The 14,429-nt window shown below is 37.2% G+C and carries 12 protein-coding genes; 2 read left to right on the forward strand and 10 right to left on the reverse strand.

Translation table 11 applies throughout. The features are described from left to right. Nucleotides 1–28: 28 nt before the first annotated feature. Nucleotides 29–1,168: an NAD(P)-dependent malic enzyme gene (locus tag HMPREF0623_RS02365; RefSeq protein ID WP_036671237.1), complete on the reverse strand. Its 1,140-nt coding sequence runs from the start codon at nucleotides 1,166–1,168 to the stop codon at nucleotides 29–31. A 205-nt stretch (nucleotides 1,169–1,373) separates the two neighbouring features. Between HMPREF0623_RS02365 and HMPREF0623_RS02370 the strand changes: the two genes are divergently transcribed. After that, nucleotides 1,374–2,336: a sugar-binding transcriptional regulator gene (locus HMPREF0623_RS02370; protein WP_002831761.1), complete on the forward strand. Its 963-nt coding sequence runs from the start codon at nucleotides 1,374–1,376 to the stop codon at nucleotides 2,334–2,336. Between the two features lie 338 nt (nucleotides 2,337–2,674). Here HMPREF0623_RS02370 and ndk read toward each other — a convergent pair whose 3' ends face one another. The 6 genes from ndk to HMPREF0623_RS02400 form a co-directional block, all read right to left on the reverse strand. Next, complete coding sequence (gene ndk, locus HMPREF0623_RS02375) at nucleotides 2,675–3,100, reverse strand: nucleoside-diphosphate kinase (RefSeq protein WP_002831762.1); 426 nt, start codon at nucleotides 3,098–3,100, stop codon at nucleotides 2,675–2,677. A 209-nt stretch (nucleotides 3,101–3,309) separates the two neighbouring features. Beyond that, on the reverse strand, nucleotides 3,310–5,382 hold the full coding sequence (locus tag HMPREF0623_RS02380; RefSeq protein ID WP_004165909.1) for a hypothetical protein: 2,073 nt from the start codon (nucleotides 5,380–5,382) through the stop codon (nucleotides 3,310–3,312). Nucleotides 5,383–5,393: 11 nt separating this feature from the next. Continuing rightward, entirely contained in the window at nucleotides 5,394–5,711 is a 318-nt protein-coding gene (locus HMPREF0623_RS02385) for an LPXTG cell wall anchor domain-containing protein (RefSeq protein WP_002830281.1), read from the reverse strand. A gap of 1 nt (nucleotide 5,712) precedes the next feature. Continuing rightward, nucleotides 5,713–6,768, reverse strand: a complete 1,056-nt coding sequence (locus HMPREF0623_RS02390) for a DUF916 and DUF3324 domain-containing protein (RefSeq protein ID WP_004165910.1) — start codon at nucleotides 6,766–6,768, stop codon at nucleotides 5,713–5,715. Then, entirely contained in the window at nucleotides 6,755–7,408 is a 654-nt protein-coding gene (locus HMPREF0623_RS02395) for a WxL domain-containing protein (protein ID WP_004165911.1), read from the reverse strand. Before HMPREF0623_RS02395 ends, HMPREF0623_RS02390 begins: the two co-directional genes overlap by 14 nt. 232 nt (nucleotides 7,409–7,640) lie before the next feature. Then, nucleotides 7,641–9,098, reverse strand: a complete 1,458-nt coding sequence (locus HMPREF0623_RS02400) for a helix-turn-helix domain-containing protein (protein ID WP_004165912.1) — start codon at nucleotides 9,096–9,098, stop codon at nucleotides 7,641–7,643. 242 nt (nucleotides 9,099–9,340) lie between these two features. Between HMPREF0623_RS02400 and HMPREF0623_RS02405 the strand changes: the two genes are divergently transcribed. Next, entirely contained in the window at nucleotides 9,341–9,709 is a 369-nt protein-coding gene (locus HMPREF0623_RS02405) for a TIGR02328 family protein (protein WP_002830286.1), read from the forward strand. A 230-nt stretch (nucleotides 9,710–9,939) separates the two neighbouring features. On the opposite strand, the gene HMPREF0623_RS02410 is transcribed toward HMPREF0623_RS02405, so the two are convergent. Genes HMPREF0623_RS02410 through HMPREF0623_RS02420 form a run of 3 tightly spaced genes read right to left on the reverse strand, consistent with a single transcriptional unit; the run spans nucleotide 9,940 to nucleotide 14,072 of the window. After that, on the reverse strand, nucleotides 9,940–11,367 hold the full coding sequence (locus HMPREF0623_RS02410; RefSeq protein WP_002830287.1) for a glycoside hydrolase family 1 protein: 1,428 nt from the start codon (nucleotides 11,365–11,367) through the stop codon (nucleotides 9,940–9,942). Between the two features lie 10 nt (nucleotides 11,368–11,377). Beyond that, the gene (locus HMPREF0623_RS02415) at nucleotides 11,378–13,228 is read right to left on the reverse strand and encodes a PTS beta-glucoside transporter subunit IIBCA (protein ID WP_004165913.1); all 1,851 of its coding nucleotides are present in this window, start codon (nucleotides 13,226–13,228) and stop codon (nucleotides 11,378–11,380) included. Beyond that, entirely contained in the window at nucleotides 13,218–14,072 is an 855-nt protein-coding gene (locus tag HMPREF0623_RS02420) for a PRD domain-containing protein (RefSeq protein ID WP_004165914.1), read from the reverse strand. The genes HMPREF0623_RS02415 and HMPREF0623_RS02420 overlap by 11 nt, the downstream gene beginning before the upstream one ends. Nucleotides 14,073–14,429: the final 357 nt, after the last annotated feature.

The raw sequence follows: 14,429 nt of genomic DNA on the forward strand, positions 1-14,429 counted from the left end.
TTCCATAATAGGCCTCCAATTTTTGGAATTACTTGCTATTTTTAACAGCTGTGACAACGGTTTCAACTACTGCTTTATCAAATACACCTGGAACAATGTTTTCAGCAGTTGGATTACTAATAACATTCGCTAAAGCTTCTGCAATTTGCATTTCCATTTGAGGTTTAAAATGTTTGATCTTTTCTTCTAACAGCCCCTTAAAAAGCCCTGGAAAAACTAAAATATTATTAACTTGATTTGGATATGTTGAACTACCAGTAGCAATTACTGCTGCACCAGCCTCTCTAGCAACTTTTGGATCTACTTCTGGTCTGGGATTCGCCAAAGCAAAAATAATTGGTTTGTCAGCCATCGATTTAATCATCTGCTTATTAACAATGTCTCCAATTGATAAACCAATGAAAACATCTTGATTTACTAGTGCATCTGCTAAATCTGTCCCTTGTTTAACTTCTTCAAAATGCTTAGCAACATCTAGCTGATACTGGTTTAAGCTAGTTCGTTTATCCCGAATAACGCCGTTTTGATCAACCAATGTAACATGTTTAAGACCCGCAGTGGCAAGTAACTTAGCTGTAGCTAACCCCGAAGCTCCTGCTCCATTAATAACAATTTTTAAGTCTGTAAGCTCCTTATTAACAACTTTAGCAGCATTAATCAAACTAGCTAAAACAACAATCGCCGTTCCTTCTTGGTCGTCATGATAGACTGGAATATCTAGTTGCTGGCTTAATTGTTCTTCAATTTCAAAACAACGTGGCGCTTTAATATCCTCTAAATGAATTCCTGCAAAACTCTTGCTAATATTTTTAACCGTTTTCACAAATTCAGGAACGGAACTTTGGCTTAGCGCTAATGGGATAGCATTAACACCTGATAACTCTTTATACAAAAGTGCTTTCCCTTCTACAACCGGCAAACCAGCTGATGGCCCTATATCTCCTAACCCTAAAACAGCTGAACCATCTGTCACCACTGCAACAAGTTTCCCACTGATAGTCAACTCATCTTTTTGTTTTGGATCGTCATAAATAATTCTAGATAATTCAGCAACTCCTGGCGTATATGCCTTACCGAGCTCATTTGAATTTCTAACTGGCAATTCAGCCGTAACTTCTAAAACACCGGTTTGTTTCTTATGTAATTCAATAATTTCTTGCTTATCCATAAGTCCCACCCTTTTCATTTTATTTGCATCTATAGAATAGCACTTTTTTACATTTTTTAAAATATTATATTATTTTTTTAATTTTTTAAAAACATTTAAAAAATATGCAAAAAACGTGTAAAAGGTTTTTGATTTTTTAAAAGAAAGCATAAAAAAATGCTATACTTTTACTGTACATAGATATGAAACCTAAGGAGATACAGTAATGCCAAAAAGTTACTCTAATAGAAAAAGATTAACTCAAATCGCTCACGACTATTATTTGTCAAATCTTTCAATTACAGAACTGTCAAAAAAATACGATGAGAGCCGCTACTTAATTACTAAAGCGTTAGATGAAGCTCGTACATCTGGGATTGTAAGCATCAAAATTAACGCTCCTATTGAAAGAAACTATCAGCTAGAAGAAGAGCTAAAAAAACGTTTTAATATACCTTTTGTTGCAGTAGTTAAAGAAAGCGACAATGGAGATGAAGACTACAATAATGTCTTGGAATGTGCGGCGGAAAGGATTCAAATATTAATTGAGAAAAGTCATATAGTCGGAATGACTTGGGGTAGTACGGTCTATTCGGTTATTGAACATTTCAAAAATACTCTGCGTGATGATTTAACTTTCACCCAATTCATTGGTGAAAATATGAAATACAACTCTGAAGCTGGATCTAGAAGGATGGTAGAACGTGCCGCTTCACATTACGAGGCTAAGTACCTTACTTTGCCGCTTCCTCTTTATATTGTGGATGATACAATCAGAGAACATTTACCTGAGGAACCCGCAATTCGGACAACTTTGGCTGCAGCTAGAAGAATGGACTTTTTATTCTGCGGTTTAGGGACAATTAGCTCATTTAATTCGATTAGTACTTGGAAATCAGCCAAAAATAAAATTTTACCGTATGTGAATGCCGAAGACATCGCTGGAATGCTATATGCTCGTCCTTATGATATTAACGGAAACTTTTTAACGCAAACAAATGACAAGACTACTGGAATAACAATTGATGAAATTTTGACTACACCTCGTCGTCTAGGAATTGTACACAGTAAGTTCAAGACTAGCGCTGCTCTGGGTGCGCTACGTGGTAATATGCTAACAGACATGGTAATGAGTGAGGGAATTGCACAACGTATCTTAATTACTGATGATGAAACTTCAAAGTACTAAGTGCGTTTAACTTGATAAAAAATCCTAATATTTAATTAACTTCAATGCTACGGTTTACTTATTAATAAAATTTGATTCTACAAAATCTGCTATTTGATAGACTTATCTATGTACTGATAGCAGATTTTTATATTATTATGTTGTAAAAAGGTGTTTGTTTTTTCACCAAGGAACTATAAAAATATTGCACGTAGGTCGTGTGTTTACATTAAATTATAATTTACCAATTTTGTAAGTTAAATCAAAAAATCTAGTTAACCAGCCGGAAATAATTCCACTAGTTAGCTAGATTTTTCATTCATAAATACTTATAACTATGCCTTAGCTAGATAATCAAATTAACTTAATTCGGGGAACCAAATTTTAATTTCTCGTTCGGCACTTTCAACGCTATCGGAGCTGTGCACAACGTTTCGAAGTAGTCCATCTGGCCATTCCCGACCAAGATCTCCCCGAATCGTTCCGAAGGCAGCTTCGGACGGGTTGGTAGCTCCCGCCATCCGATGGAAAACTTCAATCACGCGAGTACCACTAGCAATCATGGCCACGATTTTGCCTTCCAACATGTATGTTTCAATTTCCTTAAAGAATGGTTTATCAACTAATTTTGCATAGTGCTGATGTAACTGGCTTTTAGTTGCCCGGGTAACTTTAAGAGCATCAATTTCGTACCCCTTACGCTCTAGCCGCGTAATCACTTCACCAATGTGCCCTAAATTAACTCCATCCGGTTTGACTAAAATTAAGATTCGCTCTTGATTCATTAAAAATCCTCCGTTTCCGTCTAAGAGTGCCTTAATTGTACTAGAAATTATAAAGTCACACTACACATTAACTAAATCTATAGTGTAAGCTGATAAGACTTACACGAAAAAAGTCAGATTTTTAATTAACCATCGTATTACGATACTTCGTCGTAAATATCCGCTTTAAGAATTGGCCCAAAGTTAAAAATTGATTAATAGATTTTCTTTTATTCAGGAGCATCTTCTAACGTCCACCTTAATTCACCATGATAATCGCCCACTCGATCCAGCGGGTTTAATTCAATTTGCAAATATTTACTTAAATCTAAGCTGACATTTCCCTTACCTTGATAAACAATTTGACTTACGTTGTTTATCGACACTTCTCCAAACCGTAAGCGTTGCGAAAGTACCCAGTTTTCTTTGCTGGTCAAGGGCCGTTGTTCACATAGCTTTACGGTCCAGTAGCGCTGATCCACCTTGCTTTGATCAGCAATCTTTAAAAATTCTTCTTTTGGTAATGAAACTGTAGTAGTTTCGGCTGGAATGTTAAGTGTTTTAAAATTAATTTGCTTGGGCAATGACATTTGCGGACCGTGTTCTTGCTTAATGGTTCGAACTTCCTTATTAGACCGTTGATGATTAGTGTCTTCAACATAAAATGTCACTTGTTCGCCCAACCAAGCCTTAGGAAATGAATACATAAACTCGTCAGTCACTCTTTTAGGTGCATTAGTGTACTCCTTTAGGACCTGCTGCTCTCCTTTACAGCTGGCTACCAGAGTTATTTTTCCAGCTGTTGCTTGCGCAAAGGAAAAGGCCACCTTTCCTTTATTAGTAAATCGGGAAACGTAAATATTATCATCCTTGTCTTTTAATTCAAAATGCATCTGCTGTTTTTTTCGGTAGCGGTGCACCACCGTTTGGTCGTAAGGCATGAAGTAACCAGTATCTTTACTTGCATCATTTTTAACTGGAAAATATCCTGAAACTTCTGGGTACGTTGTGGACATGTCAAAAGGTGTCGTTAAAATCCCCTTTTTTTCAATGGGGGAACGGATTTCTTTGTATTTTTCGTTTACAAAAATTGTAGATATCTTGCCAATATAATTAATTGTCGTAACAGCACCACTTTTACCAACAGTCTTTCCTTTTACAGTTGTAGTTACGTCAAATGGTAGAGCTAATTCTCCGTTAACTATTTTAGCGGGATTTACATGATTTTGTTTTCCACACCACCTTAAATAAATCTTATAATGTAAAACGGTATCAGAAATTTGATCGGCAGTATTTTTTTTTGCCTGGAATCGAATTGTTTTATTCCCCTTTGCATCATAAATATAGTAAAAATTAAAGTAGTTAGATACATCCTTCCCATCAAAATCAGTTACCGTTGTTTGCTCAATCTCATATTGTCCGCTTTTCTCAATTTCCTGCAACCCACCAAAGTTAACTTCCACAGCCGAGTCTCCACTAGAAACAGTTTGGTGCGCAGCTAAATAGACTCCGCCGCGGTCTGCTAGTTTAAAATAGGCGTCTTCAGCGTAGGCCGGGGGAGTTTCAGGCTTTGCTAAAAATTCGGTCTGATACACTAATGATGATGGTGAGCTATCATTGTTATGCACTATGAAATTAACTTCAGAAATCGACTTAGTAACAACTTCAAAACTTTGTCGGGGGTCCCGCCACGGAATCCCCGCAGTAAGGTTTTTTAAATATAACCATTGTGCCCCATCCTGATTTTCGTTGTCATACATAATATTTGTGGGATTATTTGCATATACCGCTTCAATTACTCCACCAGGATCTTTGTACCCAATAAATTTATTAGTATTAAGTCCGTAATAATTAAACGCCGTCTTGACTGTCAAGGGCTTCTCGTGCTCGTCGACAAATTTATAGGTAACCACTACTTCATCAGCAACATCTATCCCTAAAAAATATGTTTTAGAAAAGCTCAACGTACCTCCTTTCAAGTTACTTTTACTTCGTTTTAAAGTTACTAGTAAATTAACCGTATTTCCCTTATAAAACCCTACATTTTTTATCAATGCTTGACTTTCATTAGTCTTTTGATCAACCGCTAAACGATTAGCGGTCGCATCTCCTTTCAAAGGGGTTACTTCTGTATGGGCTCCACTATGCATAATGAAGGTGTTTTCAGCGGGAGTAACTGCTTGGTTAGCCCATTTAAAACCATCCAAATTAGGTAGTGGTCTCAAACTGGCTTTTACACCAGGAGCTAGCCACCACAAACTCATTAGAAAAGTTACCAATATCAATCCTTTAACTTTTTTCATCAGTCGGCCCCTTATTCATAAAACTTTTTATACCAACGTCTGACCAAAACGTAACTGACCACAATTAGTCCTATTAAAAATAGCCCCCAAGAGGTGCTTTCATTAGTTTGCGGTAAACATCGAACATAGTCACTGTTTACTGGGGATTGAGGCTTTTTGGGAGAATCTTGTTTCGATAAAGAAACTTTCTTCATGGGCACCACTTGGTTAGCATTATTTTCCTGATAAAAGGTAATTCCAGCTTCGGTATTAACTCGGTCACTCGCGAGTACATCCGGAGTTACGTTGACTAACAATGCTAATAAAATTAATCCACCCCAAAATTTCATTTTACTTCTCCGTTTTTTTATTTTTGTGCTTCAATCGATAAATATAAACGCCTAAAATTAAGATTACCATTACCAAAAAGTCCATCATTAGATAAATTAAGCTATTATCTGCCGGCTTCTTAACTTCAACCGCGCTTTTATTTAGTTTCTCAGCATCTCCTTTAATCGAAAATTCTTTTTTTAGTAGCCATTTTTCTCCAGCAGGACTCTTTAAATGAATTGTTAAAACGTATCTACCACTTTTCAAAGGCTCATTATCCCAATCAATCGGCAAGCAAAAACGAGTCCGGGGAGCGATCGATATTTTTTTGGTAACCTGTTTTAATACGGCAGATTGTCCTTTTTTAGTTACGGTGGCCCGCATATCTAATCTACTCAGCAGCACCGGTTGGGGGTTTTCCAAGGTTGCAAAAACGGTCAAGTATCCATTAGCTAGCCCCGGAAAAACTTTTTTTAAAGTTAACTTAGGATGAATCACTTCATTTGTACATTCTAATTTTGCACCAATTGTGTAAGCAAAATTATTTAACAAACTTACTCCTTGCTCTTTGGGGGAATTTTTTAACGGCTTGGAGTAACAATAAAATCCACCTAAAACAGTTCCTTTAAACCCCTTTGTAGGAATTTTCAAAGGAAATTCAACTTTGCGAACTTCTTTTGGTTTTAAGATGACGGAATGCGGTCCTGAAACCATTGCTTTAAACGAAGGAGTCCCTAGCAACTGCGCCTTTGATTTAGAATAGTCAATCGCCCCATTCTGGTTAGTAATTGCATTATTAGTTTCAATAATTATTCGTTGCTTTTGATTGGTTATGTTTCGTAATTTGATAGTTAATTTTTCAGAAGAACCTGCCCGAACTCGTAAATCAAAATAGCTAGCTTTAGATTGCTGATTTTTTGGCAAAATAGCCTCTGCGTCGAACGACACTTGGTTATTTTTGGTCGTACTAGCTCGAGTGTTAGTATGGCTAACCAAGATAGTAAAAAAACAAACCAATCCAAGTACTTTTATCCACGACGTTCCTTTTTGAATGAATGGTGATTTAAACTGGCGCATCGGTCAACACCCAAGTCAAATCAGCTGTATAGCTTTGCGCTTCAACTCCCGCGCGCGGCACATGTAATTTAACGTTCTCATTTTTACCATCTTGACCTGCAAAAACGGCCGCAAATGCTCCTGCACCTTGCCCTTCTTTTGCAGTCATCACTTCTTGATATTCCTTATTTAGTTCAAAAGAATTTTGTACAATCTCAGGTTTGGGTGATTCATTGTTCTTGGTGGCCACTTTTCCATTAGATAGGGTCATTTTTGCACCGACTAATTCCTTACCGTTCGCGCCCACAAAAGGTGAAATCGCAACTCCTAGCGTCCAACCTTTTGCACCGCCCCGGGTGTCGTTAACCTGGACATGGGGTTTTTGATTTAAAGCGTAGTAATCCGTATCTTCCTGCTTAATTTCTTGTTGCCCAAAGGTTATGTTAGACGCGTAAGGAATCGATAACGCTCCCATGTCCCCTGTACCAGAATCATCATCGTGCGTATCATCTGGAACAACTGGGTGTACGTCTTCACCAGAACCTGCCGTTAAAGTTACGTCCGTTTTATTAGTTGCTTCAGAAATTTGCGAAGCCATTACTGTAGTTGAATTTAAAGCCAATATGCCTAATGCAAGTGTTATGATCACCTTTTTTCTCATTAAGATTCCTCCTTAAAATATATAAGTTACAGTAATTCTCGCACGTCTTTTTTTCAGTTACTAGTTCACCTTTTTTCTCTATTTTAAAAAAATTTAAGGTTCAGTAATAACAAAAGACCCCTCTCCAACTGAATCTTGGAAAGAGGCCTTCTTAGACTTGAATTAATAGTAATTTCCCAGCCGTTTGTATACACGCTTCAAAGTTGGAATGACCCAACGTAGCCCGTATTAATTACCTTGACAATTGATATAGCATTCCTCCTAGCTGTCGCCAATTACGTTCGGTAGGAAGTACCTTCATCAGAATAAGCGGCGTATCTCCAGTGTTAACGTAAAAATTAGAAATCACTAAATCTACTTGCGAAACGGGAGTTTTATAATCAAAAAACTCAAAGGTAAAAGAATGACCGAAATAAGCCCTAATCTTATTCATTAACCATAAGCGATGGGTATGGTGCACATCGTCTTTCACTAGAATTTTAATGGGGACAGCTTGCTTCACGAACAGACCGTAATAGTCCAGAATAAAATAATAATTCAAAAATAATTGTTGCCAATTTGATAATAGCTTTTTAACTGATTCACTAGCATTTCTGAGTAGTTCTTGATGAAAATTATTCATAATCTGGCACTCACGTGGACGTTCCGCCTCTAGTTCCGTAATGTAAGAACGGTTAAAAAAAACATCTGTATTACCAAAAAAGAAGGCACTTCTTTCATGAAAAGCTATAAAATTAAAGACCAACTCCAAATCGGTGGTTGCCAGCTGAAAATTAAAATGCTCTTTTACTACCTTCGCTAAATTTACTACTGCCTGATAGGACGCCGTTTGACTTTTTTGATGCGCTAATGCGTAGCTATTTTCATAATTTGAATTTCCATCAATAATCCCAAAACTATAAATAACTTGATATAAAAAATATAGCTCCGACTCTTTTAAGGGGAGTTTTCCAATTAAGTGCCACTTCCTCATCAAAGCAAAACTAGGATCGTTATCGACCACTTTTTTCTTTGCTAATTCAATTTGAACCGGTGCGTGTGAACTACGCTCCAAAGTAATTGCCATCCAATAAGCAAAAGTTTTCCATTGTAGAGGCTCTAATTCAATTCCATATACTTCCTCAAAATTAGTAATATACGCTTTAATTTCCTTTAAATCCGCTTTAAAAGGCCAGCTATCCGTTATTTCTCTAGTAGAATTCCAATAAAAGTAATAATAAAAGCTACGAATATTTACTTCGCTACCTTTTAAATCCAATCGATATGGCAAAAAATCTAACCGGTAACGACTGAAGTACTGTTTTAATAATTTAGCGTATCGAGAAACGGTTGATATACTCGTAAATTGGCTATCTGCATAATCCGTGAGTCGTAAATGTGGGTTCTGGAACATAAAATCAATTAGCTTATAATTATACGAAGCTCGGTAAAATTTCAAGTAAATCGGGTAAATTGGAAAATCCTCTTCTTTTAAAATTTGGACGTTTTTATTGCGATCGTTAAATAATTGTATTTTTTGGTTAGTTTCTTTAAATAATTGCTCAAATTCGTCTAGATAATTTAAAATTGATTTTTCAGTTACGCCCATTACCTCTGCAAGTTCCTTAGTTGAACACCAAGTGTTACTTTCCAACAAATATTCTAACAACTTAACTTTTTTTAATGACGATGCCGTTAAAAACGTTTTCATTTTTACCTCCAAATCCAACTAAAAACGCTTTTCGTTCCAGTTGGTTCATTATCCAATTAAAAATATGCAAATACTTTTATTTTTGTAGTTATTTATATCATATTGGTTCTCTAAATTACACGTTCATTTTAAAATTGGCTTTATTTCAGTATAGTAAGTAATCACGCTCAAAAATCAAGTTAGTTCCTTTTTTTCACAGATTAAGCTATTCTTAAACTAAATTAATACAGGAGGCCGAGTTCATGCGTTTATGGCACGAAGAACTAATTTCCAAACTGCCCCGGGCCCAGCTTTTAGGTCAACACCGGGAAGTTGCGGCACTCCGCGGCAAGGGCTGGGGCAAAAAACACGCCACCGTCGATTATGTTTTCACCCATTCGCCATACAAGTTGTACCAATTTCATTTGCTAGTAATGGCTGAAATGCAAGCGCGGGGATACCACCCTGATACCAAGTGGTTCGATTCCACTTACCGGGGATTGCATTGCCCAGCTTATTTAGCATTGGCACCTTGTCCGCTCACCGACCCAATCTATCCCGAACATGATCAGCAATATTTGGCAGAATGCTTGGAAAATTTGAGATCTAAGGGAATTCAGATAATGATTTGAAAAAGAGAGTGGGACAAAAGTCGGGCAGTTTGCGAGCATTAACTAAAAATAGACCATCATGTCTGAAGTTGGCATGATGGTCTATTTTTGGTTAAGCGGAACCAACTGACTTTTGGCACACGTTTTGGTTTTATTGAAGGCAAAATACTAAAACAACTTTCTAATGACCTTTTCATCCTTGAAAAGTATTTTTTTAGTTTGTTCCCCACCTCTTCCGATTATAAAATGTTTTATAAATCTTTTCCGTTAGATTTAATCACCTTTTTGTACCAATCAAATGAATCTTTTTTCAATCGTTGCAACGTCCCGCGTCCGGAGTCATCCAGATCGACGTAGATGAACCCATATCGTTTGCTCATTTGGCCGGTTGTCGCGCTAACAAGATCAATTGGTCCCCAAGTTAAGTAGCCAAAACAATTTACTTGGTCAATTTCTACTGCCTTTTTGACTTCTTGAACATGTTTACGTAAATAATCAATTCGGTAATCATCATGGATTTTTCCATTATCATCCAATCGATCCTCCGCACCTAGTCCATTTTCTGTAATCATAATTGGGATTCCATACTTTCGATACGTATAATTTAATAAGTATCGAATTCCCACGGGGTCAATTGTCCAGCCCCACTTGCTCGTTTCCAAAAAAGGATTAGTTAAACCGCCAAAAAGTGCGCTTTTTGCTTCCTTTGCCCCGTGATATTCGGTCACCGATGAGGCGTAGTAATTCATGCCGATAAAATCGATTTTTCCTTCTTTAAAATCTTCGGAATCATTTTTTGAAAATGCCAGTTGAATCCCGTCATCTTCATACTCTGCTAATTTGTATTGTGGAAACTCGCCGTTACACATTGCATCAATTTGATAAAAATCGCGGTCCATTTGTCTAAAAGCGTTCATTATATTTTCCGGTTCGCTGTTAATCGGGTAAACGGGTTCAATTCCGAATACGCAGCCAATTTTATTGGAAGCATCAATTTCATGTCCTAACCGGACTGCTTTACAACTGGCTAAGGTCATGTTGTAACCAATGGTTGCCAACGTTTGCGATTTATCTTTCATCTCAGAATATTTCAAGCCAGCAATTATATACGTAAAGATGTCGCTAGCCTCCGTTCGTGGATCAATATGATTCATTTCATTAAAGGTGACCCAATATTTAACCTTCCCGCGCAACGCAGTAAACATCGTCTTGCAAAATTTGAGATATAACTCAACAACCGAGCGATTTTGCCAAGAACCATATTTTTTAACCAGATTAATTGGCATTTCAAAATGATACAAAGTTACGATAGGCTCAATACGATACTTTTTTAACTCGTCAACTAAATTTATATAAAATTCAATTCCTTTTGGATTAGGCTCTAAGTCGTCGCCATTTGGATAAATTCTACTCCAATCAATTGAAATTCGAAGTGCCTTAAACCCCATCTGCGCAAGGAGTTTAACATCATCTAGATACCGGTGATAAAAATCAATTCCAATATGGGATGGGTACCGACATTCTGGATCAATTGTCTGGTGGATCTTTCTTGGTTGCCCATCCTCACCAACCGTTACGTAGTCCATAATCGCTGGCCCCTTACCGTCTTCGCTCCAAGCTCCTTCCGTTTGGTGGGCAGCAATACTTCCGCCCCATAAAAAGTTATCTGGAAATTTCATTACTTCCTCCTTAGCCGAGCACTACGTTTAGCATCTGGTCTTTGTCAGTTACAATCTGATTAACACTGGGGATTACGTCTAGAAAGTCGTTTGTGTTAGTAATAATCACCATTACGGTCGGGTCATATCCAGCTTCGACCACCTTGGAAAAATCTACGACCGCTAAAACATCCCCCTGGGAAACGGTTTCCCCTTCTTTTACTTGGAGCGCGAAATATTTTCCCTCTAATTCGACGGTGTCAATTCCGATGTGAATCAAGATTTCAATTCCATTGCTTCCGGTAATTCCAATTGCGTGTTTAGTCGGAAAAATCGCAGTTACCTTTCCATCAATTGGTGCATGAATATGGTCGTCAATGGGCTTAATGCCAATTCCTTTACCCATGGCTCCCGTAGAAAACGCGGCATCACCGACTTCTGCTAGCTGAACTAAATCTCCCTTCACTACACTACTCAAAGATACCGTTTGTAATTTTGAAGCAACCGCGTTCTCAACATTTCCAGGTACTTCTTCTGCAGAATCTTCAGCAGGCACACCTAGTAAGAATGCTGCAATTGCCGCACCAACAAAGCTAATAATAACGGAAGCAACCATCAACCATAAGTTCATGAAATGCCCTTTACCAATGTAAGCTGGTAAACCAAATAGTCCCCAAGCAATTGAATATGCTTTTACACCAGTAAGACCGGCAAATAAGCCTCCTAAGCCTCCGCCAATCATAACGGCAATAAAGGGCCGACGATATTTAAGAAAGACACCGTAAATTGCGGGTTCCGTAACACCTAAAATTGCGGATAGGGTCACCGTTCCAAATAGTTGCTTTTGCTTACGGTTACGGGTTCGCAAAAAGTATCCTAACATTGAGCCGCCAACTGCAATATCTGAGATGGTACATGAAGAAATAAATGCAGGATCGTACCCGTTAGCCGAAATTAAGGAGGCAACTACTGGCATGATAAAGTTACCCGCCCCTAACATGACGATGAACGGTTGTAACGCTGAATAAAGCATCATTACAAACCAGCTGCCAACGTATTTCATTAGCAAATTAAAGAAGGCAATAATTCCTTCACCTAGGTAATAGCCTAGCGGGCCAAAAATTAGTAGCGTTGCCGGTAAAGTTATTAACATGATAAGCAGCGGAGTCATAAAATACTGTAGAGCATTGGGAACTATTCGTTTCACAAATTTGGTTACGTACCCCATAAACCAAACTGCTAGGAGAATCGGAATAAAACTATTTGCGTACGTAATTTGGGGCAATGGGATTCCAAATAAATTAAGTCCTTTTACTCCGTTGATACTCTCCGATAAAATTGTTGCGGCTAACGCAACCGCCAAGTACGGGCTGGCACCTAAACGTTTAGCGCTACTCATTGCCATTAAGATTGGTAAGAAGTAAAATACCGAAACTCGCAACGCGTCAAAAATCTGGTAAGTTGGACTATTGGGTGAAATTAACCCCGTAAGCGAGATGATCGATAAAAAGGCTGCCAACAAGCCTGCGCAAATAATCGGTTCTAAAATTGGCGTCATGGATTCTGAAACGACATCCAACACTGCTTTAATCCAGTTCTTTTTTACCTTATGTACTTCTTCTTTATCGTTATCACTAATTCCCAACAAATCGATTAATTCATCATACACATCTACTACGTGAGTGCCAATAATAATCTGGTAAGCCACGTTGTTACTAACTACGTCAATCACCCCGTCTAAATCCTTGAGTGCTGCCGTATTTGCTTTATTACGATCTTTGAGTGTAAACCGTAGTCTTGTCATGCAATGGACTACCGCTTGGATATTTTCTTTTCCACCGACGTACTTGATAATATTTTCATTAAACTCTTTATACTTCATTTCCAACGTCCTTTCTGCTTGTAACTCGGTTAATATGGATCATTAAATAGGTATATTCATCAGGGGAAATTTCCTGCCCGAAACTTTTACTAATGTACTTATCAATTTTTTGTACCGCCCGAAATGCTTCAGGATAAATTGCCCTTATTTGTTCATATAAAACGTTTACGTCGGTTTTCGTGGACAGTTCATGACAATTTAATCGATCAATAAAATATTGTAAATGCGTAACCAAGCGCATGTAATTAATACTGGTTTCATTAAAATTGATATTGAAATGGTACTTAATTATATTTAGTAAATCTCTCAGTACCGTAATGTCTTTAACTTTTTGTTCGACATTGATCTGTTCATCTTGGACATTAATAAAGTGCAAACTAATTGGAATTGCTTCATCTTCTGGAAAATTAACCTCATAAGTCTGGTTAAGCCAGTTAATTGCCTTTATTCCAATTTCGTAATATTGGGGATAAAATTTCTTTACTTCCCATACCAGCGGGCTTGCAATAAACTGTCCTTTTTGACCTCGTTTTAACGCAAACGAAATATGATCTAATAACGCTAAATACAAACAATCAGTCACTTTAACTTTTAGGTAATTTTCACCGTAATCAACAATTTTATTAACCAAAGTAATAATTTTTTTATCAGAATGGGTTAATAAAAAACTAAGATGTTCTAAACGATCTTTTGAATCTAGAACGTACAGTTTACTAATCTCTTTTTCCTCAATTTGCTGTCCAACTTTTTTCTTGAAAGCAATCCCTGGAGAATACGCGATTGATTCATGAGTACCTTTAGATATAATGGCAACGTTGTTATTTAGTATCTTTTTTACTTTCATTCCTACTCCTTTCCAGAAAAAAACTCAGGCAAAACGCGCCAAGCCATTTATTGGCTAAAACGTGTCTTGCCTGAGTCCTGCCCTTTGTTCGGTCACATTACTCAAAGAAAAGTTACGTACTCTTCTAAGCTTTTTTCTATATTTAGTTCTTCAACTTCTTAATATTATCATTTCTAATTTTATTTTGTCAACGCTTTCATCGTTTAGTTTTTGGCGCAATAATTTTTTCACCTCCACACGTTCTATAAAGTTCCCTATCAAGAACACCATCTATACCAATTTGATTTATACCTACAAATACGTTAACATTTTCCTTATCAATCAAAAATTAAGGAGCGTATTTTTTATTAAAAAACT

The sequence above is a fragment of the Pediococcus acidilactici DSM 20284 genome (assembly GCF_000146325.1).
Taxonomy (GTDB): domain Bacteria; phylum Bacillota; class Bacilli; order Lactobacillales; family Lactobacillaceae; genus Pediococcus; species Pediococcus acidilactici.

Coding starts and splice junctions, on each gene's coding strand:
- HMPREF0623_RS02365 (WP_036671237.1), bottom strand. CDS start 1,168: ATGGATAAGCAAGAAATTATTGAATTACATAAGAAACAAACCGGTGTT.
- HMPREF0623_RS02370 (WP_002831761.1), top strand. CDS start 1,374: ATGCCAAAAAGTTACTCTAATAGAAAAAGATTAACTCAAATCGCTCAC.
- ndk (WP_002831762.1), bottom strand. CDS start 3,100: ATGAATCAAGAGCGAATCTTAATTTTAGTCAAACCGGATGGAGTTAAT.
- HMPREF0623_RS02380 (WP_004165909.1), bottom strand. CDS start 5,382: ATGAAAAAAGTTAAAGGATTGATATTGGTAACTTTTCTAATGAGTTTG.
- HMPREF0623_RS02385 (WP_002830281.1), bottom strand. CDS start 5,711: ATGAAATTTTGGGGTGGATTAATTTTATTAGCATTGTTAGTCAACGTA.
- HMPREF0623_RS02390 (WP_004165910.1), bottom strand. CDS start 6,768: ATGCGCCAGTTTAAATCACCATTCATTCAAAAAGGAACGTCGTGGATA.
- HMPREF0623_RS02395 (WP_004165911.1), bottom strand. CDS start 7,408: ATGAGAAAAAAGGTGATCATAACACTTGCATTAGGCATATTGGCTTTA.
- HMPREF0623_RS02400 (WP_004165912.1), bottom strand. CDS start 9,098: ATGAAAACGTTTTTAACGGCATCGTCATTAAAAAAAGTTAAGTTGTTA.
- HMPREF0623_RS02405 (WP_002830286.1), top strand. CDS start 9,341: ATGCGTTTATGGCACGAAGAACTAATTTCCAAACTGCCCCGGGCCCAG.
- HMPREF0623_RS02410 (WP_002830287.1), bottom strand. CDS start 11,367: ATGAAATTTCCAGATAACTTTTTATGGGGCGGAAGTATTGCTGCCCAC.
- HMPREF0623_RS02415 (WP_004165913.1), bottom strand. CDS start 13,228: ATGAAGTATAAAGAGTTTAATGAAAATATTATCAAGTACGTCGGTGGA.
- HMPREF0623_RS02420 (WP_004165914.1), bottom strand. CDS start 14,072: ATGAAAGTAAAAAAGATACTAAATAACAACGTTGCCATTATATCTAAA.